Origin of the sequence: Paraburkholderia madseniana, from assembly GCF_009690905.1 — a bacterium.
GTDB classification, from domain to species: domain Bacteria; phylum Pseudomonadota; class Gammaproteobacteria; order Burkholderiales; family Burkholderiaceae; genus Paraburkholderia; species Paraburkholderia madseniana.
Genome location: NZ_VOSW01000065.1, coordinates 20,852 through 46,169, shown reverse-complemented (window position 1 = coordinate 46,169; position 25,318 = coordinate 20,852). Strand labels below are relative to the sequence as shown.

Annotated in this window: 21 protein-coding genes; 13 read left to right on the top strand and 8 right to left on the bottom strand. The window is 62.9% G+C overall.

Features of this window, described 5'->3' with window-relative positions:
• Positions 1-14: 14 nt before the first annotated feature.
• The 8 genes from hflX to FSO04_RS29510 all read left to right on the top strand — a co-directional run bounded on the left by hflX (position 15) and on the right by FSO04_RS29510 (position 9,538).
• Positions 15-1,229, top strand: coding sequence for a GTPase HflX (hflX, locus tag FSO04_RS29545; protein WP_154565139.1), 1,215 nt, complete (start codon positions 15-17; stop codon positions 1,227-1,229).
• A gap of 49 nt (positions 1,230-1,278) precedes the next feature.
• The gene (gene hflK / locus FSO04_RS29540; protein WP_168435890.1) at positions 1,279-2,649 is read left to right on the top strand and encodes an FtsH protease activity modulator HflK; all 1,371 of its coding nucleotides are present in this window, start codon (positions 1,279-1,281) and stop codon (positions 2,647-2,649) included.
• Positions 2,650-2,661: 12 nt separating this feature from the next.
• Entirely contained in the window at positions 2,662-3,564 is a 903-nt protein-coding gene (gene hflC, locus FSO04_RS29535; protein ID WP_154565137.1) for a protease modulator HflC, read from the top strand.
• A 44-nt stretch (positions 3,565-3,608) separates the two neighbouring features.
• A complete protein-coding gene (locus tag FSO04_RS29530; RefSeq protein WP_054041860.1) occupies positions 3,609-3,800 on the top strand; it encodes a DUF2065 domain-containing protein in 192 nt (63 codons plus the stop codon).
• A 253-nt stretch (positions 3,801-4,053) separates the two neighbouring features.
• Positions 4,054-5,205 carry an ATP phosphoribosyltransferase regulatory subunit gene (locus tag FSO04_RS29525; RefSeq protein ID WP_154565135.1) on the top strand — a complete coding sequence of 384 codons (1,152 nt, stop codon included), beginning with the start codon at positions 4,054-4,056 and terminating at the stop codon, positions 5,203-5,205.
• A gap of 202 nt (positions 5,206-5,407) precedes the next feature.
• On the top strand, positions 5,408-6,754 hold the full coding sequence (locus FSO04_RS29520; protein WP_054041858.1) for an adenylosuccinate synthase: 1,347 nt from the start codon (positions 5,408-5,410) through the stop codon (positions 6,752-6,754).
• A gap of 3 nt (positions 6,755-6,757) precedes the next feature.
• Positions 6,758-7,348 (top strand): phosphoribosyltransferase, encoded by a 591-nt coding sequence (locus FSO04_RS29515; protein ID WP_054041857.1) that lies wholly within the window; start codon positions 6,758-6,760, stop codon positions 7,346-7,348.
• Between the two features lie 303 nt (positions 7,349-7,651).
• Complete coding sequence (locus FSO04_RS29510) at positions 7,652-9,538, top strand: potassium transporter Kup (RefSeq protein ID WP_154565133.1); 1,887 nt, start codon at positions 7,652-7,654, stop codon at positions 9,536-9,538.
• 150 nt (positions 9,539-9,688) lie between these two features.
• Here the strand turns inward: FSO04_RS29510 and FSO04_RS29505 are convergent, their stop codons facing one another.
• Both FSO04_RS29505 and FSO04_RS46490 read right to left on the bottom strand, forming a co-directional pair.
• Entirely contained in the window at positions 9,689-12,043 is a 2,355-nt protein-coding gene (locus FSO04_RS29505) for a Tex family protein (protein ID WP_154565131.1), read from the bottom strand.
• Between the two features lie 168 nt (positions 12,044-12,211).
• Positions 12,212-12,454, bottom strand: a complete 243-nt coding sequence (locus tag FSO04_RS46490; RefSeq protein ID WP_166618268.1) for a hypothetical protein — start codon at positions 12,452-12,454, stop codon at positions 12,212-12,214.
• On the opposite strand from FSO04_RS46490, the gene FSO04_RS29500 reads away from it, so the two are divergent.
• From FSO04_RS29500 to FSO04_RS29490, 3 genes are all read left to right on the top strand, one after another.
• A complete protein-coding gene (locus FSO04_RS29500; protein ID WP_154565129.1) occupies positions 12,423-13,325 on the top strand; it encodes a hypothetical protein in 903 nt (300 codons plus the stop codon). The genes FSO04_RS46490 and FSO04_RS29500 overlap by 32 nt on opposite strands.
• Positions 13,326-13,453: 128 nt before the next feature.
• Positions 13,454-13,672 carry a DUF465 domain-containing protein gene (locus FSO04_RS29495; RefSeq protein WP_093633515.1) on the top strand — a complete coding sequence of 73 codons (219 nt, stop codon included), beginning with the start codon at positions 13,454-13,456 and terminating at the stop codon, positions 13,670-13,672.
• Positions 13,673-13,735: 63 nt separating this feature from the next.
• Complete coding sequence (locus FSO04_RS29490; RefSeq protein ID WP_154565127.1) at positions 13,736-16,003, top strand: DNA repair helicase YoaA; 2,268 nt, start codon at positions 13,736-13,738, stop codon at positions 16,001-16,003.
• A 150-nt stretch (positions 16,004-16,153) separates the two neighbouring features.
• On the opposite strand, the gene FSO04_RS29485 is transcribed toward FSO04_RS29490, so the two are convergent.
• Positions 16,154-16,417, bottom strand: coding sequence for a hypothetical protein (locus tag FSO04_RS29485; RefSeq protein ID WP_054041874.1), 264 nt, complete (start codon positions 16,415-16,417; stop codon positions 16,154-16,156).
• A gap of 231 nt (positions 16,418-16,648) precedes the next feature.
• On the bottom strand, positions 16,649-17,899 hold the full coding sequence (locus FSO04_RS29480) for a cupin domain-containing protein (RefSeq protein ID WP_154565125.1): 1,251 nt from the start codon (positions 17,897-17,899) through the stop codon (positions 16,649-16,651).
• A 32-nt stretch (positions 17,900-17,931) separates the two neighbouring features.
• Here FSO04_RS29480 and FSO04_RS29475 point away from each other — a divergent pair, with 32 nt between their 5' ends.
• Positions 17,932-18,474, top strand: a complete 543-nt coding sequence (locus tag FSO04_RS29475; protein ID WP_154565123.1) for an FKBP-type peptidyl-prolyl cis-trans isomerase — start codon at positions 17,932-17,934, stop codon at positions 18,472-18,474.
• Here FSO04_RS29475 and FSO04_RS29470 read toward each other — a convergent pair.
• The 4 genes from FSO04_RS29470 to FSO04_RS29455 form a co-directional block, all read right to left on the bottom strand.
• Complete coding sequence (locus FSO04_RS29470) at positions 18,454-19,809, bottom strand: hypothetical protein (RefSeq protein WP_154565121.1); 1,356 nt, start codon at positions 19,807-19,809, stop codon at positions 18,454-18,456. The genes FSO04_RS29475 and FSO04_RS29470 overlap by 21 nt on opposite strands.
• Entirely contained in the window at positions 19,796-22,483 is a 2,688-nt protein-coding gene (mutS, locus tag FSO04_RS29465) for a DNA mismatch repair protein MutS (protein WP_154565119.1), read from the bottom strand. The genes FSO04_RS29470 and mutS overlap by 14 nt, the downstream gene beginning before the upstream one ends.
• A 154-nt stretch (positions 22,484-22,637) precedes the next feature.
• On the bottom strand, positions 22,638-23,936 hold the full coding sequence (gene lplT, locus FSO04_RS29460) for a lysophospholipid transporter LplT (RefSeq protein ID WP_154565117.1): 1,299 nt from the start codon (positions 23,934-23,936) through the stop codon (positions 22,638-22,640).
• Between the two features lie 232 nt (positions 23,937-24,168).
• Complete coding sequence (locus FSO04_RS29455) at positions 24,169-24,972, bottom strand: inositol monophosphatase family protein (protein WP_154565115.1); 804 nt, start codon at positions 24,970-24,972, stop codon at positions 24,169-24,171.
• A gap of 67 nt (positions 24,973-25,039) precedes the next feature.
• Between FSO04_RS29455 and FSO04_RS29450 the strand changes: the two genes are divergently transcribed.
• Positions 25,040-25,192, top strand: a complete 153-nt coding sequence (locus FSO04_RS29450; protein ID WP_154565113.1) for a hypothetical protein — start codon at positions 25,040-25,042, stop codon at positions 25,190-25,192.
• Positions 25,193-25,318: the final 126 nt, after the last annotated feature.

The window sequence follows — 25,318 nt, the reverse complement described above, 5'->3', positions numbered from 1 at the left end:
CGTAGCGTCGCCCGTTGGCGATTACTCCCGGCCGCCTTATTTTGATACCCTCCAATTTGATCAATGCAGCGCTTGTCGGCATCGACTTCGGTAAGATCGATTTCGAAGCCAGTCTGGAAGAACTCAGCCTGCTCGCGCAAAGCGCGGGCGCGAATCCCTTAGTCACCCTCATGGGGCGCCGGTCCAGTCCCGATGCCAAGATGTTTGTCGGCAGTGGCAAGGCCGAAGAATTGCGTCTTGCCTGTGAGGCGAACGACATCGAACTCGTCATTTTCAATCACGCTCTGGCGCCTGCGCAGCAGCGCAATCTGGAGCAGGCGCTTAACCGCCGCGTGATTGATCGCACAAGCCTCATTCTCGATATTTTTGCGCAACGCGCCCGCAGCCATGAAGGCAAGCTGCAGGTGGAGCTCGCGCAGTTGCAGTATCTATCGACGCGGCTAATCCGCGCATGGACCCACCTTGAGCGCCAGAAGGGCGGTATCGGTTTGCGCGGCCCTGGCGAAACGCAGCTCGAAACCGACCGCCGTTTGATCGGCGAGCGCATCAAGGCGCTCAAGACCCGCCTCGAAAAACTGCGCCGTCAGCACGGCACGCAGCGCCGCGCGCGCAGCCGCAATCAGACGATGTCCGTGTCGCTTGTCGGCTACACCAACGCGGGCAAATCCACGCTCTTCAATGCGCTGACGAAGGCTCAGGCGTACGCCGCCGACCAGCTGTTCGCCACGCTGGATACCACGTCCCGCCGTGTCTATCTCGGCGACGAAGCCGGCCAGGTGGTGGTATCCGACACGGTCGGATTCATTCGCGAATTGCCTCACCAACTGGTGGCGGCTTTCCGCGCCACGCTCGAGGAAACCATCCACGCCGACCTGCTGCTGCATGTGGTCGACGCGTCGAGCGCCGTGCGCCTCGATCAGATCGATCAGGTGAACGAGGTGTTGCACGCAATTGGTGCGGATACGATCCGTCAGGTGCTGGTGTTCAACAAGATCGACGCCGTGCCGGAGTTGGCGGCCCGTGGCGACGCGGTCGAGCGGGATGAGTATGGTAATATTTCGCGCGTCTTTTTGAGCGCGCGCACGGGGCAAGGGCTGGATACATTGCGCGCTGCCATCGCTGAAATCGCTACTGCCGAACCTCTCTCCGATCCGCTGGTCGATCTTTCGGAAGAAGACCGGTCGGCAGCACCACGCGAGGACCGCAAGGTCTCAGAACTCGGGCACTGACCCGCTCCAATTGCACTGACCCGCTGTCTACTCTGGTGAACGAACACAGGTGAACGATTACAACGAGCGGAGTATCTGGCTGCGCATGCGCGCCATGCTTTCACTGAACGATCCGCGCTGGGGCCGGGGCGACGGCAATGGCGAACGCCAACGACCCAACGAACCCAAGCGGCCGCCGGCCAAGGACGGTGAAGGCCCGCCCGATCTCGACGAGATGTGGCGCGATTTCAACCGCCGTTTGAGCCGGGTGTTCGGCCGCAAGGGTGGCGGCACAGGCGGTGGCCGTCCGGACAACGGTCGCGGCGCGCGCATTGGTGTGGGCATCGTGATCGGCGTATTGATCGCGATCTATCTCGGCAGCGGCGTGTTTGTCGTGCAGGATGGCCAGGCCGGCGTCGTGATGCAGTTCGGCAAGTATCGCTACACCGCGGGGCAGGGTGTGCATTGGCGCCTGCCGTATCCGTTCGAAGCGCACGAGCTCGTCAACATCGGCCAGATTCGCCAGGTGGAGATCGGCCGTAACAACGTGGTGCACCTCGCCAACGTGAAGGACGCGTCGATGCTCACGCACGACGCCGATATCGTCGACGTGCGCTTTGCCGTGCAGTACCAGGTGAGCAAGCCGACCGACTATCTCTTCCGCAGCATCGATCCCGATCAGAGCGTGATGCAGGCCGCACAGGCGGCGGTGCGCAGCATCGTCGGTGCGCGCAGCACCAGTGACATCCTCTATCAGGATCGCGAAACAATTCGCCAGCAACTGATGGCGTCGATTCAGCAATCCCTGGATGAATACCAGTCCGGCCTCGCCGTGACCGGTGTGACGATCCAGGGTGTGCAGGTGCCCGACCAGGTGCAGGCCGCTTTCGACGATGCCGCCAAAGTGCGTCAGGACAACGAACGCGCCAAACGCGACGCGCAGGCCTATGCCGCCGAGCTGCTGCCGCGCGCGCAAGCAGATGTGGCGCATCAGGTCGACGAAGCGAAAACGTATAGCGACAAGACGGTGACCCAGGCGCAAGGCGATGCCGAGCGCTTCAAGCAGGTCTACGCGCAGTACTCGAAAGCGCCCGCTGTGATTCGCGAGCGCATGTACCTGGAAACCATGCAGCAGATCTATTCGAATACGACCAAGGTGTTTGTGGACAGCAAGAGCGGCAACAACGTGTTGTATCTGCCGCTCGACAAGCTGGTCGAGCAGACCCGGCAGCACGTTGCCGACGCTGCTGCGGCCGCTTCCGGCGCTGCCGTTACGTCGGGCGCTGCCGTGCCGCAAGCCGCGAGCAGCACCACCGCACCGGCCGCTGCTTCCGCTCCCGCCGCGGTTGCGACGCCTGCCAGCCAGGCCGCCGCCAGCAGCGATGCACTGCGTTCACGCGACTCCTTCCGCAGCCGTATGCGCGAAGACGACGTTCAATAAGGAGCGCACATCATGAACAAGATCATTGCGCTCGTCGTTGCCGTCGTCATCGTGCTGTTTGCCGCATCGTCGATGGTATTCGTGGTCGACCAGCGGCATATGGCTGTGCTGTCCTCGCATGGCGACACCGCGCCCGAATTGCTCGGCCCTGGCCTGCACGTGAAGCTGCCGCCGCCGTTGCAAACGGTCACGCTTGTCGATAACCGGATCCAGTCGCTCGACGCGCCAGATGAAGACCGTTATGTCACGTCGGACAAAACCGACCTGCTGGCCAACCCGGTCATCAAATACCGTGTAACCGATCCGCTGAAGCTGCTCGCCGAAACGCGGGGCGACGTGCAAAGTCTGGCGGACCGCCTGGCGCTGCTGTCGCGTAGCGCGCTCGGCGACGCGTTCAGCAAGGTCACGCTGAACGATGCGCTGGCAAAGCAACAAGCCGTCGCTGATGAAGCGCGCGGCACGATGAGCAAAGCCGCGGCATCGCTGGGCGTTTCGGTGCTCGACGTGCAACTGACGCGCGTCGATTTCCCGGCCGCGATGGCCGACTCCGTCTACAAGCGGATGATCGCCGCACGCCAGCAGGCCGCGGCCGACGAACGTGCGAAGGGCACGGCCGAGGCCGACCAGATCAAGGCGGATGCCGTCAGCCAGCAACAGGCGATTCTCGCGGACGGCTATCGTCAGGCGCAAACCATCAAGGGCGAGGGCGATGCCAAGGCAGCGGAAATCGCGGCCGAGGCATATGGCAGCGACCCGCAGTTCTACCAGTTTTATCAAAGCATGCAGGCGTACAAGAACACCTTCAAACCAGGCGACGTGATCGTGGTCGACCCGAGCAGCGAGTTCTTCCGCTTCATGCGTAGCCCGACCGGCGGCGCCGCCCCGGACGCTCCCGCGGCACCGCGCAAACACTGATAACCGGAACGCCGCGGCATCCGCATCGCGGCCCCTTCATTCGCATGGACATAGCCGGCTCGTTACTGCTCGCGATCGCATTGATGCTGATTATCGAAGGGATGTTTCCCTTCGTTTTTCCGAGCGCCTGGCGCGACACGTTCCGTAAAATAGCGGAACGGCCCCCGCATCAGATTCGCGTCGGCGGGCTGGTCGTGATGGTGCTCGGGTTGATCCTGCTGTTTATCGTGACCTGAAGGCGCTGCATGGCGCCGCCGCTGCGCGCCGTTGCGTTGGTCCGCCATATGCGCGGCATCAGTGGCGGGGCAACAGCGAGCGTTCAGCGGCGCGGGCCAGGAAGCTGGCAAAAGGGGCCACGAAGGGTTACGAAGGGCCGCTAAGGGCCGTTCCTATACCCGCGACAGCCGCCAGAATAGAGCCGTCGCCCGCCATTCACACACACTTACCGGCGCACCCAGCCGCCGTGTTCAACGTCGTAGGACTGTATCGATGTCGACCTGGTTACTTCCCGAGAATATCGCCGACGTGCTGCCGTCGGAAGCCCGCAAGATCGAAGAGTTGCGGCGCCATTTGCTGGACCGTTTCCGCTCGTATGGCTACGAGATGGTGATGCCGCCGCTGCTCGAGTACCTCGAGTCGCTGCTTACCGGCGGCGGGCACGATCTGAATCTGCGCACATTCAAGCTCGTCGATCAGATGTCCGGGCGCACGCTCGGTCTGCGCGCCGACATCACGCCGCAGGTCGCGCGTATCGACGCGCACCTGCTGAATCGTCAGGGCGTGACGCGTCTTTGCTATGCCGGCAATGTGGCGCATACGCGTCCGCGCGGCCTGCACGCCACACGTGAGCAGATCCAGATCGGCGCGGAAATCTACGGTCACGCCGGTCTCGAAGCGGATCTGGAAATCCAGCAGTTGATGCTCGACGCGCTGCGTCTGGCCGGCCTCGCGAAAGTGCGGCTCGATTTGTGTCATGCCGGCGTGCTCGCCGCGCTGATCGAAGCGGAGCCTGCTGCTGCGGAGCTGGGTCAATCGCTCTACGACGCGTTGGCCGGCAAGGATGTGCCGCGCCTCGTCGAGCTGACCGCCAATCTCACCCCGGTTACGCGCGACGCCTTGCGCTCGCTCCCCACGCTCTACGGCGACGCCTCGGTGCTCGACGAAGCCCGTGCACGCTTGCCGAACGCACCGGCTATCGCCCGCGCGCTCGACGACCTCGCATTCCTCGCGAGCCAGGTGGACGGCGCCGAAGTGATGATCGACCTGGCCGATTTGCGCGGCTATGCGTACCACAGCGGTGTGATGTTCTCGGCGTATGTGGACGGCGTACCGAACGCGGTTGCGCGCGGCGGCCGTTATGACCACGTCGGCCAGGCCTACGGCCGTGCGCGCGCGGCAACCGGCTTCTCGCTCGATCTGCGCGAAGTCGCTCGCATTTCGCCCGTTGAGGCCCGCAGCAGCGCGATTCTCGCGCCGTGGCAACATGACGACGCGCTGCGCGTGAGCGTCGCCGCATTGCGCGATGCCGGTGAAGTGGTGATCCAGGCGCTTCCTGGTCACGAGCACGATCTGGACGAATTTGCCTGCGACCGCGTGTTGGTCGAGCGCAACGGCGCGTGGGTCGTCGAACCCCGTTCCTGAGCGCGAATCGATAGACCGCCCGAGGGGCATCCCAAGGGCATTTCAGAAGGCGTCCAAAGCGTCGCCGGACCCGGCGCGGCCACTCGCCGCGCTATTTTCCCTATACCCACCATAACGTGCATACCGTTGAGCGGAAACGGAAAAACTCGGAAGGTTCCGCGAACATAGGTAGAATACGTTTTTAACCAGCTTACGAAACAACATGTCTGCCAGCGCAGTGAATGTGAACCCCGGGCGCAACGTCGTCGTCGTGGGGACCCAGTGGGGTGATGAAGGCAAGGGCAAGATCGTCGACTGGCTGACGGACCACGCTCAAGGCGTCGTTCGCTTCCAGGGCGGTCACAATGCCGGTCACACGCTTATCATCGGCGGCAAGAAAACCATCTTGCGTCTGATTCCGTCGGGCATCATGCATCCCGGCGTCGCGTGCTACATCGGCAATGGCGTCGTGTTGTCGCCGGAAGCGCTGTTCAAGGAAATTGGCGAGCTCGAAGCCGCCGGGGTCGATGTTCAGAATCGCCTCTTCATTTCCGAAGCCACCACCCTGATCCTGCCGTACCACATTGCCATCGACCAGGGCCGCGAAGCGCGCCGCGGCGCGAGCAAGATCGGCACCACCGGCCGCGGCATCGGCCCGGCCTACGAAGACAAGGTGGCGCGCCGCGGTTTGCGCGTGCAGGACCTGTTCGAGCCGGAGAGCTTCGCCGAACGTCTGCGTGAAAATCTCGATTATCACAACTTCGTGCTGACGCAATACCTGGGCGTCGCCGCGGTCGACTTCCAGCAAACGCTCGACACGATGCTGAGCTATGCCGACCGTCTGAAGCCGATGGTGACCGACGTGTCGCGTCGTCTGTACGACGAAAATGCCGCAGGCAACAACCTGCTGTTCGAAGGTGCGCAAGGCACGCTGCTCGACATCGACCACGGCACCTATCCGTACGTCACGTCGAGCAACTGCGTGGCCGGTGCGGCCACCGCGGGCGCAGGTGTCGGTCCGCAAAAGCTGAACTACATTCTCGGCATCACCAAGGCGTATTGCACGCGTGTCGGTTCGGGCCCTTTCCCGAGCGAACTGTACGACGCGGATAACGCCGCGCGTCAGGAACCGATCGGCCTGGAACTCGCCAAGGTCGGCAAGGAATTCGGCTCGGTCACCGGCCGTCCGCGCCGCACCGGCTGGCTTGACGCCGCCGCGCTGCGCCGCTCGATCCAGATCAACGGCGTGTCGGGTCTGTGCATGACCAAGCTCGACGTGCTCGACGGCCTCGACGAAGTGAAGCTGTGCGTCGGCTACACGGTCGACGGCAAGAACGTCGACCTGCTGCCGCGTGGCGCGTCGGAAGTCGCGCGTTGCGTGCCGGTGTACGAAACCTTCGCGGGCTGGAAGGAAAGCACCGTCGGCATCACGGAATGGGACAAGTTGCCGGCCACCGCGCGTGCGTATCTGACGCGTGTGCAGGAAGTCGCGGGCATTCCGATCGACATGGTGTCGACCGGTCCGGATCGCGACGAAACGATTCTGCTTCGTCATCCGTTCAAGGTTTAAGCCATGGTGCAAGGTGTACCCATGATTGCGATGAAAGATCCGCGCAACGACGACAAGAACCTGTGGGTCGGCTGGGACGAATATCACCGGCTGATTGAACTGCTGGCGTTGCAGGTGCACGAATCGGGCTGGAAGTTCGACAAGATTCTGTGCCTCGCGCGCGGTGGTTTGCGCGTCGGCGACCAGCTCTCGCGTATTTACGATCTGCCGCTGGCGATTCTCGCCACAAGTTCGTATCGTGAGGCGGCAGGCACGGAGCAGGGCGAGCTCGACATCGCGCAATACATCACGATGACGCGCGGCGAGTTGCACGGCAACGTGCTGCTGGTCGACGATCTGGTCGATTCGGGCGTGACGCTGGCACGCGTGCAGCAGCATCTGAAAGAACGCTATCCGGCGATCACCGCGGTGCGCTCGGCGGTACTCTGGTACAAGGGCTGCTCGAAAGTGAAGCCTGATTACCATGTGCAGTATTTGCCTACCAATCCGTGGATTCACCAGCCGTTCGAGGAGTGGGACACGGTTCGTCCGCATAACCTCGGCGCGTGGATCAAGCGCGGCATGCAGCAGGACCAGGAGTCGTCGGGCACGTGATGCACGCTACGACGTCTTGTGTATCGCGTCGTATCCCGTGCAGTGCCTGCAAAACGGAGCCCGATTGGGCTCCGTTTTTTTATGGCGCGTTATATGTCCGCCGTATGTGCTCTGCGAACGGCGCCTTGCAAAACGCCCATGCTGTGCCGACGAAACGCCTGACGCAGCAGACGCGCCCAAATCGCAGTGCTACACTGCGCGGACCATCCACGTGGTGTATCCACAACAAGCCGGGCGGCGCTAGGCGGGCAGTTTAGAATAGCGGTCGTTTTTTCCGCTCAGGGAACGGATTTCCTCGCGTCTATGACAGATAACAATCACGTGCACAAACAGCCTCTGCCTTCCCTCGCGATTGCTGCGATCGGAGTGGTGTTCGGCGATATCGGCACGAGCCCGCTGTACTCGCTGAAAGAGGCGTTCAGCCCGTCACATGGTATTCCGCTGACCGATCAATCGATTCTGGGCGTGATCTCGCTGCTGTTCTGGGCGATCGTGATCGTGGTCAGCATCAAGTACGTCTTGTTCGTGATGCGCGCCGACAACAACGGCGAAGGCGGTGTTCTCGCGCTGATGGCGCTGGCGCTGCGCTCTGTCGACCAGAAGGCGAAAGCGGCCGGCTTGCTGATGATGCTCGGCATCTTCGGCGCCTGCATGTTCTATGGCGACGCGGTGATTACGCCCGCTATTTCGGTGATCTCGGCGGTCGAGGGTCTGGAGATCGCGGCGCCCAATATGTCTCATCTGGTATTGCCGCTCACCATGGTGATTCTCGTGCTGCTGTTCTGGATTCAGCGGCACGGCACGGCCACCGTCGGCCGCCTGTTCGGTCCGATCATGGTGCTGTGGTTCCTGGTGCTCGCCGCGCTGGGTCTGTGGCACATCATTCAGTCGCCGAACGTGATCAGCGCACTGAACCCGTATTACGCCTACACCTTTATGGCAGCGCATGTGTTGCAGGCCTACGTGGTGCTCGGCTCGGTCGTGCTGGTGCTGACCGGCGCCGAAGCGCTCTACGCCGACATGGGTCACTTCGGCGCCAAACCGATCCGGATGGCGTGGTACTGCCTCGTGATGCCCTCGCTGGTGCTCAACTACTTCGGCCAGGGCGCGCTGCTGATGCATGACCCGAAGGCGATCGAAAACCCGTTCTTCCTGCTCGCGCCGGATTGGGCGTTGCTGCCGCTCGTGGTGCTGTCGACGGTGGCGACCGTGATTGCGTCACAGGCAGTGATTTCCGGTGCCTATTCGCTGACGAGCCAGGCGATCCAGCTCGGCTACGTGCCGCGCATGAAGATCCTGCACACGTCGGACCTGGCGATCGGTCAGATCTATGTGCCGGTGGTGAACTGGATGCTGCTGTTCATCATTCTGTGCATCGTGATCGCGTTCAAGAGTTCGGATAATCTCGCCGCCGCCTACGGTATCGCGGTGACGGCCACCATGGTGATCACTACGGTCCTTGCCTGCGTCGTGATGGTCAAGGTGTGGAAGTGGAACAAGCTTCTCGTGGCGATGATCATCGGCGTATTCATGGTGGTCGACTTAGGCTTTTTCGGCGCCAATCTGCTGAAGGTCGAAGAGGGCGGCTGGTTGCCGCTCGGCATCGGCGCGTTGCTGTTCTTCCTGCTGATGACGTGGTTCAAGGGCAGGATGATCGTCAAGGAGCGCACGGCCGCTGACGGCATTCCGCTCATGCCGTTCCTGCAGGGCTTGCTCGCGCATCCGCCGCATCGCGTGTCGGGTACGGCGATCTATCTGACGGGCAGCGATTCGCTCGTGCCGGTGAGCTTGCTGCACAACCTTAAGCACAACAAGGTGCTGCACGAGCGCACCATTTTCCTGACCTTCGTGACGCTCGATATTCCGTATGTAAATGACGCGGATCGCGTGACGGTCAGGGATCTCAATGGTGGCCTGTACCTCGTCAAGGCGGCGTACGGTTTCAACGAAACGCCTGACGTGAAGGCGGTGCTGCTCGAGGTCGGCCGCACGCACGACATGACCTTCGAGATGATGGACACGTCCTTCTTCCTGGCTCGCGAAACGGTTGTGCCGACGCAGTTGCCGGGCATGTCGGTGTGGCGCGAACGTGTGTTCGCATGGATGCACCAGAACGCCGCCAAGCCGACCGACTTCTTCAGCATTCCCGCCAACCGGGTGGTGGAGTTGGGGACAAAGATCGAGATCTGACGCGATGGATCGAGGTTCGGACGCGCCTTGCATGCGAAGGCGCGGCAAGCGATAAGAGATAAAAAACCCCCACGCAATTGCGTGGGTTTTTTTTGCCGCTCAGTCTCGTGAACGTCAGTGCGTGAGCGAATCACGCGCTGACGAACCCGCTTACTTCTGCTTGAGCTTGGCGAATGCCGCGGCCATTGCGCCGCCTGCTTCCGGCTCACGCGAGCGCTGTTGCTGCGCGCCGCGGCCACCGCCGCCACCCGAGCGGCCGGAACCGCCACGATCCTGTTGGGCGCCCCCACCGCTGCGCTGCGCGGCCGCCGCGCCGAACTCGTCGTCCAGACGCATGGTCAGCGCGATACGCTGGCGCTTCACGTCGACTTCCAGCACCTTCACCTTGACGATCTGGCCGGCCTTGACTACTTCGTGCGGGTCCTTGATGAACTTCGTCGACATGGCCGACACGTGCACCAGACCGTCCTGATGCACGCCGATGTCGACGAACGCACCGAAGGCCGCCACGTTCGTCACGACGCCTTCGAGCACCATGCCCGGCGTCAGATCGCTGACCTTCTCGACGCCTTCGCGGAAGGTCGCGGTCTTGAACTCGGGGCGCGGGTCGCGGCCCGGCTTTTCGAGTTCCAGCAGAATGTCGCGCACGGTCGGCAGGCCGAAACGCTCGTCGACGAATTCGGCCGGCGAGAGGCCACGCAGCGCGTCGCGATTGCCGAGCACTTCGCCGACGTGCTTGCTGATCTTCGCGAGCATGCGTTCCACGACGGGATACGCTTCCGGGTGAACCGACGAGCGGTCGAGCGGGTTCTCGCCGTTGTTGATGCGCAGGAAACCGGCGGCCTGTTCGAAGGTCTTGTCGCCCAGACGCGGCACCTTGCGCAGATGTTCGCGCGACGGGAACGGGCCGTTTGCATCGCGATAGTCGACGATGTTGCGTGCCAGCGTCGCGTTCAAACCCGACACGCGCGCGAGCAACGCGACCGACGCCGTATTGGCATCCACGCCGACCGCGTTCACGCAATCCTCGACCACCGCGTCGAGCGAGCGGGCCAGTTCGCGCTGATTCACGTCATGCTGGTACTGGCCGACGCCGATTGCCTTCGGCTCGATCTTCACCAATTCCGCGAGCGGATCCTGCAGACGGCGCGCAATCGACACGGCGCCGCGCAGCGACACGTCCATGTCCGGAAATTCCTTCGCCGCGAGTTCGGAGGCCGAATACACCGACGCGCCGGCTTCCGAGACGACGATCTTCTGCAGCTTGAACTCCGGATGACGCGCGATCAGTTCGCTCGCAAGCTTGTCCGTTTCCCGCGACGCCGTGCCGTTGCCGATACTGATCAACTCAGCCTGCGTCTGTGCGCAGATGCGCGCCAGTTTCGCAATCGAGCCATCCCAGTCGCGACGCGGCTCGTGGGGATAAATCACGTCGGTGGCGAGCACCTTGCCGGTCCGATCGACCACCGCAACTTTCACGCCGGTGCGCATGCCCGGATCGAGCCCGATCACGGCCTTCGGTCCTGCGGGTGCTGCCAGCAGCAAGTCCTTCAGGTTGCGCGCGAACACGCGAATCGCTTCATGTTCGGCTTCGTCGCGCAGATTGGTCAGCAGTTCGTTTTCGATATGCGGCTGCACCTTCACGCGCCAGCACCAGCGGCACACGTCGGCGAGCCACTTGTCGCCCGGGCGGTTCTGATTGGCGATGCCGAAGTGGCGGGCGATCAACGCTTCGCCCGGGTGCGGCACCTGCGCGTCGAGTTCTTCGCCGAGACCCAGTTTGACCATCAGCACGCCTGCATTGCGGCCGCGGAACAAAGCCAGCGCGCGATGCGACGGCACGGTCCGGATGGTTTCCGCATAATCGTAGTAATCGCGGAATTTTTCTTCTTCCGCGTTTTCCTTGCCCTCGACCACTTTCGACGACACCACGCCCTGGTTGAACAGGTAATCGCGCAGCTTGCCGAGCAGATCCGCGGTTTCGCCGAACTGTTCGGAGAGAATGTCGCGCGCGCCGTCGAGCGCGGCCTTGATGTCGGCGACGCCTTTCTCGGCGTCCACGTAGGTGGCGGCTTCGGTTTGCGGGTCGAGCAGGGGATTGGCCAGCAGCGCGTCGGCGAGCGGCTGCAGACCGGCTTCGCGGGCGATCTGCGCGCGCGTGCGGCGCTTCGGCTTGTAGGGGAGATACAGGTCTTCCAGCACCTGCTTGCTGTCGGCGCCTTCTATCGCGGCGCGCAGTTCGTCGGTGAGCTTGCCCTGTTCGTCGATGCTCGCAATGATCGTGGCGCGCCGGTCTTCCAGCTCGCGCAGGTACAGCAGGCGCTCCTCGAGATTACGCAGTTGCGTGTCGTCGAGATTGTCGGTCACTTCCTTCCGGTAGCGGGCGATGAACGGAACAGTCGCTCCTTCGTCGAGAAGTTGCACCGCGGCCGCGACCTGGCGCGGCTGGACGGACAGTTCGGCGGCGATGCGCTGTACGATCTTGAGTGCTACGGTTTCCGTCATAAGGTCTTGGTGTTCCTGCTGCTCAATCAAAGGTCGCGCGGTAGCGGCACATGCCAAGTACATGCCAGACGCGCGCCGGGCCCACGTCGGGCACGCCGGTGCACGCTGGGCGTGCGCGCTGCGACCAGGTTGCTGGAGCGGGGCATTTTGCCATAAATGCAAAAGGGCTCAACCGCAGGGTGATAGAATTTCGGGCATGTTCCGTTGACCAATTACGACGTTGCCAACCTCCTTGTCCCTCAACCGCCTGGACTCCCGCTTGGTCTCTCGCTTGTCACAATTACCGCTTTTTCTGACGCCGCGTTTGTCGCGCTCGCCGCTTACATCGCTCATGTCGGCGTTGCGGTCGCTGTTCAGGTCTGCGCTTCCGTCCAATGGGATGTTTTTCGCTTCGTGCGCGTCGTGCGTCATGGCAGCTTCGCTGGCGGTGTCCGCGCCGGCCGTAGCGCAATCCGCAGCGCCGCTTGTGGCCGCCAGCAGTCTGGCGCCGGCAGCCGCTTCGGGCACAACGAGCACCCTGAACGCCACGGGCGCGGACAATGCCGATAACGCGGCATCGTCTGACAGCGCATTCGAAGCGCGGCAGAAAGTTCTCGATCAGCGCACTGAGGAAAACAACTACCGTTACGCGGTCGCCGAACACGATTGCTACAGTAAGTTCTTTGTCAACCACTGTCTGAACAAGGCGCGCGACAGCATGCGTTCGGTGCAGGCCGATATTCGCAAGGAACAGCTCGCGCTAGACGGCGAACAGCGTGTCCAGCGCGCCCGCCAGCGTGACGAGCAGGCAGCGCTCAAACGCGCCCAGGACGAAGCCAGCGCGCCGCAGCGTGCCGCTGACGACGCGCGTAACGCTCAAGCCTACGAAGACAAGCAGCGCCAACACCAGCTCGACCAGGCGCAGCGCGCGGCCGAGGCGCCGCAACGCAGCGCCAACGCGCAAGCCTATCAGCAGAAGCAACAACAGCACGCGCTGGATCAGGCGCAGCGCGGCATCAGTCCGTCGCAAGCCGCAGCCAACAGCCAGGCATACGATCAGAAGCAGGGCGACTTCCAGCGCAAGCTCGACCAGGCGCGTCAGCAGGGCGCGCAAAAGGCGCAGGAGCGGGTGGAGAAGCAGCAGACCTTCGAGAAGAAGCAGGCCGACGCGGCGCAACACAAGGCCGACGTCGAGGCTCGTCAGAAGCAGGCGGCCGAGAAAGCCGAGCAGAAACGTCAGGACCAGTTGAAAGAGCAACAGCAACTTGAAGAACAGCGAAAGCAGCAACAGGAACAACAGTAGGTGTGCTGTAGCGGGTTCTGGTAGGGTAGTAGCCAGGCAGTAGTCGCCGTAACGCGTTTTAAGCCGGACAGCAACCTCAGGCATCGGGCTGCACACGCAGCCCGTGCCGCTTACGAGCGGAGGCGAGCATGCGCGATCAACATCACGTCATCACCGCGGACACATTGCGCGACCGTATTCTGCAACTGGAATCGGAGCATAGTGGGCTCGATCGCTTGATCGACCGAATGTCGGAAGAGCCCGGCATCGACGACTTCGAGTTGCAGCGCCTGAAAAAGCGCAAACTCAAAGTCAAGGACACCATCATCTTGCTGCAATTGCAGCTCGAACCGGACGCACGCGCCTGAGTTCGCGCCCTGGCAGGTGCCGGGTCGCGCCGCGCGCGCCGGACTTTGCAGGAAACGCTTGCCTTGAATTCACCGCTTGAAACTTCACCACGCGCCACGGCGGGCGAGGACGCTCCGGCCGGCGCTCCGGTGGCCGGCACACCGGCGCCGCGTCCTTCCGCGTCCGCGCTCTCCGCGTCGTTGAATCCACGCCGCGTCGCCGAACTGGACGATATCTTCGCCGACAACGGCCTGCTCGCCCGTCAGATTGACGGCTATCGTTCGCGCGCGTCGCAGATCGAGATGTCGCGCGCCGTCGCGGCGGCCATGGAAGCGTCGGGCCGCGCGATGCCCGAGCCCGCAATGTTCGAGGCGCAAAAGCGTCCGGCGCGGCGTCTGCAATCGCCAGGCGCGGAGGCTGCAACTGTTGCCCCCGAAAACGACGAATCGAACGGTCTCGACGGCAGCGAAAACACGCTGATCGTGGAAGCGGGCACCGGCACCGGCAAGACCTATGCGTATCTCGTGCCGGCCATGTTGTGGGGCGGCAAGGTGATCGTCTCCACCGGCACCAAGCATTTGCAGGATCAGCTCTTTCAGCGCGACATTCCGACCGTGCGCGACGCGCTCGCTGTGCCGGTATCGGTGGCGATGCTCAAGGGCCGCGCGAACTACCTGTGCCATTACTACCTGCAGCGCACAGCGGACAACGGCCGTCTGCCGTCGCGCCAGGAAACCTCGTATCTGCAGGACATCATTCGCTTTGCCAAGATCACGCGCACCGGCGACAAGGCCGAACTCGCGAGCGTGCCGGAAACGGCGGCAGTGTGGTCGATGGTCACGTCCACGCGTGAGAACTGTCTTGGCCAGGAGTGCCCGCATTACAAGGAGTGCTTCGTGATGCAGGCGCGCCGCGAGGCGCAGCAGGCCGACATCGTGGTGGTCAATCACCATCTGTTTTTCGCCGACATCATGTTGCGCGATACCGGCATGGCTGAATTGCTGCCTACGGCGAACACCGTCATCTTCGACGAAGCGCATCAACTGCCGGAAACCGCGACGCTGTTTTTCGGCGAGACGCTTTCCACCACGCAATTTCTCGAGCTCGCGCGCGATTCCGTGGCGGAGGGCCTGGGTCATGCGCGTGAATCGGTCGACTGGGTGAAGCTCGGCTCGACACTCGAACGCGCGGCGCGTGACGTGCGGCTCGCTTTCAAGGAAGACTCGGTGCGCTTGTCGATCGGTCAGTTGCCCGACGATCATCCTCTATTCCCCGCGCTCGAAACGCTGGAAGCCGAGCTCGACGCACTGACGTCCGCGTTGTCCAGTCAGGCCGAGCGAGCCGAATCGATCGGGGCGTGTTTGCGCCGCGCACGTGAGTTGCAAGGCGTGCTCGCGGGCTGGACCACGCCGCCCACTGAGACCGAACGCGCAGCCGCTGACGCCGCCGCGGCGGACGCCAAGGCCGAACGTGCCGATCCGAACGAAAAGGTGCGCTGGATCGAAGTGTTCGCGCATACGGTGCAGTTGCACGAAACGCCGCTGTCGGTCGCGCCAATCTTCGCGAAGCAGCGCGCCGGTGTGCCGCGCGCGTGGATCTTCACTTCGGCGACGTTGTCGGTGCGCGGCGACTTCACGCACTACGCGGCGCAGATGGGTCTGAACGCAAAACGCTCGATGACGCTGCCGAGCCCCTTCGACTATCCGACGCAAGGGCTTCTGTACGTGCCGCGCAATTTGCCGCAGCCTTCGTCGCCGATGTTCACCGACGCCGTGTTCGACGCTGCATTGCCCGCGATCGAAGCATCGGGCGGCGGCGTATTCATGTTGTGCACGACGTTGCGCGCGGTGGACCGCATCTCGGCCAAACTGCGCGACACCATTGAGGCACGCGGCTGGGACTATCCATTGCTCGTGCAGGGTGACGCGAGCCGCACCGAGTTGCTCGATCGCTTCCGTACGTACGGCAATGCGATTCTGGTGGGCAGCCAGAGCTTCTGGGAGGGCGTGGATGTGCGTGGCGATGCGCTCTCGCTGGTCGTGATCGACAAGCTGCCGTTTGCGCCGCCTGATGACCCAGTGCTGTCGGCGCGTCTCGATGCGCTGACGAAGAAGGGTTTGAGCCCGTTCGCCGTCCATCAGTTGCCGCAGGCTGTGATTACCCTCAAGCAGGGCGCAGGCCGTCTGATTCGCGCCGAGACCGATCGCGGCGTGCTGATGATCTGCGACACGCGCCTCGTCGACAAACCGTATGGGCGCCGTATATGGCAGAGCCTGCCGCCGTTCAAACGCACACGTGAGATCGAAGTCGTGCGCGAATTCTTCGAAGAGAACGCAACGCCGGCTGAATAGCAGGCGATTAAGTGAATGCCGTTGTAAAAACCGGCGCTTAAATGACAAAACGCCACGGATTTGAATCCGTGGCGTTTTGCTTTACTGTCCAGGAAATCGAGGTGATTTCCTGGAGCAGTTTTCGCCCAGAGGCGAACCCTATGCGACAGCTTACTGGCTTGCGCCCGAAGCCGGAGCAGCAGCCGAAGCAGCAGCGCCTGCGTCCGAAGCAGCGGCCGTAGCCGAAGCAGCAGCATCGCTCGCAGCAGCAGCCGCACCCGAAGCAGCAGCAGCCGAATCCGAAGCTGCAGCAGCCGGTGCCGAAGCGGCAGCAGCGTCGCTAGCAGCCGGTGCAGCGGCTTGATCGTTGCTCTTGTTGCATGCAGCCAGTGCCACAGCTGCCAACAGGGATGCTACGAGGAGGGATTTCTTCATGATCACGTCCTTTTATGGTTAAAGGTAAGCAACAGCGCAAAATAATACCGGTAATGTGCTCCAACACCGACCTGGGCCGCTGGTGGAGACGCTCTTTTGACGAGCTAGAATCTTCCCTACGGCTTGGGCGGAAATTATATGCACTTTCGTACTGACAATCCATAAATCCGGGGTCAATACGTTGTCTTTCTCATACAAAATTTCACAGTACGGTATAACAGGCGGGCAGAGTTACGCAAGCTCGCCCACTTGTATCCAGCCCGCACAATACCACTCGTGAAGCAGTGCTGTCACCGACGAATCGTCTGAGAGTGTTACAAAGCGTTTCGCACTCAAACACCGATGGTCAGCGAGGTCAAACAACCACTTTTTGGCCCCATTAAACGGCGTTTCCTCTCCATTTACGAAGAAAAAACGGCGGTTGTACAACAAATTAGTCTTGCGGTCCAGTCGAATGCCAGACTTGGATGCCTGACTGATGAAACGGGCTTCATTGAGCGGTCGTTGCGGCGGATCAAACACGACGCTCGGCTTCGGTTCGCTGAGGTACGTGCCAAGGAACGACGCAATGTCCTGCTCACTCCACTTGACGCCAGCAAGGATCGAACCAACCCGCTCAATCAATGCGGCGGGCAGCTCTGCCGGACGGTCGACAGCGGGTTGTTGAGGATCGCGATAAAGCGCATCGGGCCGCGCGGCAGAGTCGCCGCGTTCGGCCAGATGATAGAGGAACTGCGCGGTCAACTCGCCCGCTGAGGGGGCGCGAAAACCGATTGAGCAGGTCATGCATTCGCCTTCGGCGACACCGTCATGCGCGATATGCGGCGGCAGGTACAGCATGTCACCTGGCTCCAGCAGCCATTCCTCTTCCGCCTCGAAATGCTGTAAAACTTTCAACGGCAAACCCGGTTGGAGTGTCAGATCTTTCTGCGCACTGATTCGCCACCGCCGCTTGCCCTTTACTTGCAAAAGAAACACATCGTAGGAATCGAAGTGGGGGCCGACGCCACCGCCATCGCTCGCATACGAAATCATCAGGTCGTCCAGACGCGCGTCCGGCACGAAGCGGAAGCGGTCGAGCAAGGCACGCGTGCGATCGTCGTAAAGGTCCACGCCTTGCACGAGCAGCGTCCAGGCGCGCTGCTTGACCGACGGCAGTTCATCCGGCGCGAACGGGCCGTGCTCCAGTTGCCATTTGTTGCGAAAGTGCGTGATCAGACGCGCTTCGACTTCGTCCTGATCGGCCAGCTCGAAAAACTCCTCGCGCGACAGCGGCGCCTCTACGTTCGGGATCGCCTGGCGGATCAGCAGTGGCTTCTTTTGCCAGTACCGGCGCATGAATTGGGACGGTGTCAGATTGCCGAGCAAGGGCGTGGGCGTGTCGGGCGAGGGCGGGAGAATAGGGCGAGCCGGCGTTGAAGCCGGTGAGGAATTCCGTGCCGACGCTGCGTCGGCCGGGTGGTCAGTGGGCCGCTTGGGCATCGTATAATGTGAGTTGTATTCTGGAGAATCGAATGAAAATCGCAAAGAACACCGTCGTGTCGGTCGCTTACAAGCTATCGGATGCGCAGGGCAATCTGATTGAAGAAAGCGACGAGCCGATGGTCTATCTGCACGGCGGCTATGATGGCACGTTCCCCAAGATCGAGGAAGAGCTCGACGGCCACGAGGCCGGCTTCGAGACTCAGATCCAGCTCGAGCCGCAAGACGCGTTCGGCGAGTACGATCCCGATCTCGTGAAGATCGAGCCGCGCGATCGCTTCCCGGAACCGCTCGAAGTCGGCATGCAATTCGAAGGCACGCCGGAGGAAGGCGATGATGACCTCGATTCGCTCGTCTACGTGGTGACCGACGTGGCGGAAGACAAAGTCGTGCTCGACGGCAACCATCCGCTCGCCGGCATGGCGCTGCGTTTCGCGCTGACCGTCAAGGACGTGCGTCCGGCTACGGAAGACGAAATCCAGCACGAACACGCACATGGCGCCGACGGCCTCGAAGTCCTCGATGACGATGACGACGAAGCCGAAGACGACAAATCAGGGCCCACGCTGCACTGAGCTTGCGGGCGTGCCGGGAGCGCCTGATGGCGCACCCGGTGCATGTGGCAAAACGGTCGAGGCGGGCGGGCCGGACATGGCAGGCCCATACTCGCCGTTGCCGTCATCCGTCGGTCTGTGTTGCTGTTGGTCGGGTTGCTGCTGCCCGGGTGTCTGCAACAGCGGCGGCAACTCGGAAGCGGGGCCTAAGGCCGGTACGGCCGGCATCGAAGCGGCTGGCTCTTCGCGCTGCGGCACCGGTGCCGCTGTCGGCATTGGCATTTGCCTCGGCACGTCGCGCACGCTCACGCGGAACGGCGGTTTCTTGCCGAGATCCGCTTCAATCTGAATCCACTGGTTAAGACGATCATGCGGCGCAAGCTCGACACGTGTGAGGTTCGTCACCAGCATTCCCTTGTCATTGCGTAGCGGCTGATCGATCACGAAGCCGGCGCTCGCGCGTTCGTCGTCGCAATGAATCACCAGCACCGGTCCGCGGAAAATCTGCGCGAGTTTGACGAGGCTGCGTTTGAATTCCAGAAAACCGTCGCGGCGCGTGTTACGCGCAAAGCGCAGCCACGCGAAACGGTCGGGCCGTTCGTAGCGCTCCGGATCGGGGTCGCCCTGAATGAACACGACAATCGCGCGCGCGTCGCGGCGTTTCGCGTATTCGCCGGCATGTTCGAGCCAGAATGCATTGGCAATCACGCGATCTTCGAACTCGCCATTGCGGCCGCCCGCAGTCAGATAATGATTGTTCGGGCTCGGCGCGTTCAGACCGACAAACACGGTATCGCCGACTTGCCAGCGCACGTTCTCCCGGAACGGGCGAAAGCGCGACACTTCGCTCTCGCGCGTCAATGCGATCGGGTTCTGACCCATCGACGTGGAGTCGATGAACAGGGTTTGGCGGAGCTGATCGAGCCGCTCGACCGGGTCGAAGCCGCCGGCCTCAGCCGTGCCGCAGTCGGCCCAGTCGTGCTGGCCTGGAATGAAGAAGAGGGCGGGCCGCGACGTTTCGAGCAGCGCGTGGCGCCGTTCGTATAGCGCATCGCGGCAGGCTTCTTTCGCGCCCTTCAGATTGCCGTCGTAGACGACGAACGATACGTCGCGGTCACGGCCGATTGCATCGATCAGACGTTGCGTGGGCGCTTCGTCGGCGGGGCTTTGCATCGTGCTGGCGATGACCGCGAAGGCAAAGCGCGGTGCTTCGGCGTGCGCGAGCGGGGCAGTCACCACGAGCACCATAAGCGACGCTAGCGACACGAGGCCGCCCGTGACCGTGAGGGCGTTGGTCAGCGCCGCGCAAAGTTTGCGCGGGCGCTGCGAGGGCCTGTGTGCGTCAATGATCTGCATCCGGCGCGGCGGCCAGGTCGTGCAGTTCGTACAGCAGATCGAGCGCTTCGCGTGGCCGCAGATCGTTCGGATCGATTGCGCGCAGACGTTCGACAAGTGCCTGCATGGCCGGCGACGCCGCCGCTGCTGCTTGCTTGCGACCGGGTTCGTCGTCGGCGTCTTCAAGCAGCATGGGCATGGGCGCGGCGAACAGATCGAGTTGCGGAGCGGGTTGCGCCGCCGATTGCTGTTCGAGATGCGCAAGATGCTTGCGGGCCGCGCGAATCACCGCGTTCGGCACACCGGCCAGTTGCGCGACCTGCAAACCATAGCTCTGATTCGCCGGCCCTTCGCTGACCGCATGCAGGAACACGATGCCGTGCCCATGCTCGACTGCCGACAGGTGCACATTGGCCGCGTGTGGAAACTCGGCGGGCAACTGCGTCAATTCGAAGTAGTGGGTGGCGAATAGCGTATGACAGCCGTTGTGCGAGAGCAGGTGCCTCGCGATGGCCCACGCCAGCGCGAGGCCGTCGAACGTCGACGTGCCGCGCCCGATCTCGTCCATCAGCACGAGACTTTGCGGCGTTGCGTCGTTCAGGATCGCCGCCGCTTCCGTCATCTCTACCATGAAGGTCGAGCGGCCGCCGGCCAGATCGTCCGCTGCCCCGATTCGCGTGAAGATGCGATCGATCGGACCGAATGCCGCGCGGCGTGCGGGCACATAGCTGCCGACGTATGCCAGCAACGCGATCAGCGCGGTCTGCCGCATGAAGGTCGATTTACCGCCCATGTTCGGGCCGGTGATCAGCAACAGTTTGCGCTCGGGTGTGAGCGTGCAGTCGTTAGCGATGAATTGCTCGACCTGCGCCTCGACAACCGGATGCCGGCCCTGTTCGATTTCGATGCCGGTATCCGGTGAAAACGTCGGCGCGACCCAATCGAGTGCGCGGGCGCGTTCGGCGAACGCAGCCAGCAGATCGAGTTCGGCGAGTGCCGCCGCGACGCGCTGGCAGTCCGGGATAAAAGGCAGCAGCGCTTGCAGTAACGCGTCGTAAAGCGAGCGTTCGCGGGCCAGCGCGCGTTCCTGCGCGGACAGCGCCTTGTCTTCGAACGTCTTCAGCTCCGGCGTGATGTAACGCTCGGCGTTTTTCAGCGTCTGACGGCGGCGGTAGTCGTCCGGCACCTTATCAGTCTGGCCGCGCGTGACTTCGATATAGAAGCCATGCACCTTGTTGTACTCGACACGCAGATTGCCGATGCCGGTGCGTGCGCGTTCGCGCGTTTCGAGGTCGATCAGGAACTGCCCGCAGTTCTCCGAAATATCTCGCAACTCGTCGAGTTCCGCATCGTAGCCGCGGGCGATCACGCCGCCGTCGCGCACCATCGCGGCTGGCTCCTGCGCGACCGCGCGCTTGAGCAGTTCGACGCAGGCTTGCGGCGGTTCCAGCGACGCGTCGATACGCGCAAGCGAATCCGCATTGGACGAAACGGCCGCGAGTTGCGTGCGCAACTCCGGCAAGGCGATGAACGTATCGCGCAGGCTCGACAGATCGCGGGGCCGCGCCGACAGCAGCGCGAGACGCCCGGTGATCCGCTCGATGTCGGAGATTTGCCGCAACGCGCCGCGCAGCGTGTCGACGCCTGCGCCCAGCGGTGCGTCGAGCAATGCGCCGATGGCCTGCTGACGTGCTTGCGCCACAGCAGCTTCGCGCGGGGGATGATGCAGCCAGTGACGCAACAGGCGGCTACCCATCGTCGTGCAGCAGGTGTCGAGCAGTGAACACAGCGTGGGCGATTCGGTGCCGCGCAGCGTTTCCGTGAGTTCAAGATTGCGGCGCGTGGCGGGGTCGAGCCCGATATATTCGGACTCGTACTCGACCTTCAGGCTGCGCACGTGACGCAATTGCTGGCCTTGCGTGGCCGCGGCATACAGCAGCAGCGCGCCGGCCGCGCCGCATGCCGCTGTCAGCGAGTGCGCGCCGAAGCCGTCGAGGCCGGCCACTTCCAGTTGATCGCACAGACGCTGCGTGCCCGAGGCGATATCGAAGTGCCAGACCGGCACGCGGGTGAGGGCGCCGGCGTTGACCGGCGGCGTCCAGCTCGCGGAGTCGGCGGGCGCGTCGGCCACCAGAATTTCCGCGGGACGAATCCGTTCGAGCGCGGCGGCCACCTGGTCGGGCGCCACTTCGGCGAGGCGCAGTGCGCCGCTCGCCAGATTCAACCACGCGAGCCCGACGCTCGTTGCGACGCCGCGACGGTTATGCGCGACACACAGCGCCATCAGGTAGACGTCGCTCTTGTCGGACAGCAGGGCTGCATCAGTCAAGGTGCCCGGCGTGACCACGCGCATCACTTTGCGCTCGACGGGCCCTTTCGACGTGGCCGGGTCGCCGATCTGTTCGCAAATCGCGACGGATTCGCCGAGCTTCACCAGCTTGGCCAGATACTGTTCGACCGCGTGATGCGGCACGCCTGCCATCTTGATCGGATTGCCCGCCGACGCGCCGCGCTGCGTAAGTGTTAAATCGAGCAGACGCGCGGCCTTTTCCGCGTCTTCGAAAAAGAGCTCGTAGAAGTCGCCCATCCGGTAGAACACCAGCGTGCCCGGATGATCCGCCTTGATGCGGAGATACTGCTGCATCATCGGCGTGTGTTGTGCGACGTCATTGGCCGCTGCGGTTTGAATGCCCATCCTCGGTGTCTTTTTGCGTTAGCTGTTCAGGGCGTGAGTTTAACCCGCCAGCGCGGCGAGCGGACCCTGGCCGGATGGCCAATCCACAAAGCAGCTTACGTGTCGCAATGCGGATTCTCACGCCACCCGGGCGATTCTGATTCTCGCCATGCCATCATTCTTCAACGAGCGCCCGCATATCCACCGTGCGCTCATTCACAGCGCTGCGCCGCTTTGCGAGCCACATCATGAACGTGATGAAGCTGCCGAACACCACAATGATCCATTGCGCGGGCATCTTCGCGGTGAGCAGTATCGCGTAGGCCCCGAGCATCAGCAGCACGGCCAGATTCTGGTTGAAATTCTGCACCGCGATCGAATGCCCCGCGGAGAGCAAGGTCGCGCCACGATGCTGGAGGATCGCGTTCATCGGCACGATAAAAAAGCCGGAGAGCGCGCCGAGCAGGATCATCAGCGGATAGGCGAGCAGGATGTAGATCGGCAGCACGTATGAGCCGATACGGATGCCGGCGCCCGCCGGAAACAGGTCCCGGTTGTAGAACGCCACAGCGATCGCGACCGCGCCGGTGAGGATGCCGATCGGCAGCACGCGCAGCGAATTGCGCAATGGAATCAGCGCCGCCGCGGCCGCCGCGCCGACGGCGATGCCGAGCCCCGTCACGCCTTGCATCACCGCCGCCTTCGACAGCGACAGGCCAAGGTTCACGTTCGCCCACTTGAGCACCAGCAATTGCAGCGTGACCGCGCCACCCCACATCAGCGTCGTGACCCACAGCGCGATCTGCGCGAGCTTGTCGGCCCACAACACGTTGAAGCAATGATAGAAGTCGCCGACCAGTTCCTTCGGCTCGTTCAAACGGTTCGGATAACGCGCGCCGGTGTCGGGAATGAAGATGTTGACCGCCGCCGCGATGGCATACGTGACCATCACCGCGAACATCGCTAGATCGGCGGAAGAGCGGATCAGCGGCAGATGCGCATGCGCGACGAACCGGTCGGCGAGGGTGCTGATCAATGCGCCGCCGACCATCGTGCCGACAATGGTCGACAGGACGGTGGCCGATTCGAGCCACGCGTTCGCCTTGACGAGTTTGTCCGCGGGCAGGAGCTCGGTGAGAATGCCGTACTTGGCCGGCGAATACGCGGCCGCGCCAAAGCCGACCACGCCGTACGCAATCATCGGATGGACGCCGGCGATCATCATCAGGCAACCGCTCGCCTTGAGCGCGTTGGAGACGAACATGACGTGCCGCTTTTGCAACGCGTCGGCGAACGCGCCGACGAAGGGGGCGAGCAACACGTAGGAGATAGTGAAGAACATCTGCAGCAGCGGCGTGACCCAGGCGGCCGAACGGATCACCGATAGCAGGGCGATGGCGGCGATCAGCAGGGCATTGTCCGCGAGCGACGAAATGAACTGCGCCGCGATGATTGTGTAGAAGCCTTTTTTCATGAAGCGGATCGGAAGCTGCGCGGAAATCTGACGCGAAGCAGGGCGCTGCAAGAAGCGCGCAAAACGCAGCCGGCGATCGTGCGTGCCGGCGCGGCCTTCCGCTTTGTAGCACGAACGCCCGCCGGGTGCAGGCGGGCCAACGAAAAAGCGGCCGAAGCCGCTTTAGGTATTACCGATGCTGTATTACCGATGCCGGCACCGAGCCGGCCAGTCCAGACCTGAGACCTGAACCTTAAGCCGATTGCTGGCGCGTGCGGCTGTAGCGCGACAGGATCGGGATCATCTGCGCGTAGACCTTCGGATTGCCCGCGACGATTTCGCCGACGTGCAGGAAGTCCGAGTCGCCCGTGTAATTGCCGACCAGACCGCCGGCTTCCGTGATCAGCAGGCTGCCTGCGGCGACGTCCCACGGATTCAGGCCTTGCTCGAAGAAGCCGTCCATACGGCCCGCGGCAACATTCGCCAGATCGAGCGCGGCGGCGCCCGGGCGGCGCAGGCCGGCACAGGCTTCGGTCATTTCAGCGAACTGGCGGCCGTACGCTTCGAGGCCGTCCTTTTCGCGGAACGGGAAGCCGGTGCCGATCAGGCCGTCAGCCAGGCGGTCGCGCTTGGCGACGCGGATGCGGCGGTCGTTCAGGAACGCGCCGCGGCCGCGCGAGGCGGTGAACAGGTCGTTGCGGGTCGGATCGTAGACCACCGACTGCGTCACGATGCCCTTGTGCGCAAGTGCGATCGACACGCAGTAGTACGGGAAGCCGTGGATGAAATTGGTGGTGCCGTCGAGCGGATCGATGATCCACTGATATTCGGAGTCGTTGTCCGACTTGCCGGATTCTTCGGCGAGGATGGCGTGATCGGGGTAGGCTGTCTTGAGCGTATCGATGATCGCTGCTTCAGACGCTTTGTCGACCTCCGTGACGAAATCGTTGTGCTGTTTCTTGCTGACCTGGAGCAGATCGAGGTCGAGCGACGCGCGGTTGATGATCTGGGCTGCGCGGCGCGCGGCCTTCACAGCAATATTGAGCATGGGATGCATGAGACTGGATCCTTGTGCCGGGGCAGCACGGCTGCTTACCGGTAAATGAGCGCGGGATGAGCGCTAATTGAGCGCCATCAAAGGGCGCGGAAACAGCACGGAACGCACGTCCGGTAAAGGACCGGGTGCGCATTCCGCCGACGGAGACGAATTGGATAAGAACGAGGCGCCGGACCTTTCACAGGAGAAAACCTGGCGCGAATATTGGTATTTTACCTGAGTCGGGGCGCCGCGGCAGCGCTTGCTGCCCCGGCATGGCGTGCGACGGGCCAGTTGCGCGGCTTTAGCGCGGCGGACACGCGCAATTCGGAGCCGATGCACTGTTGGCGCTACCATACGCGTTCTT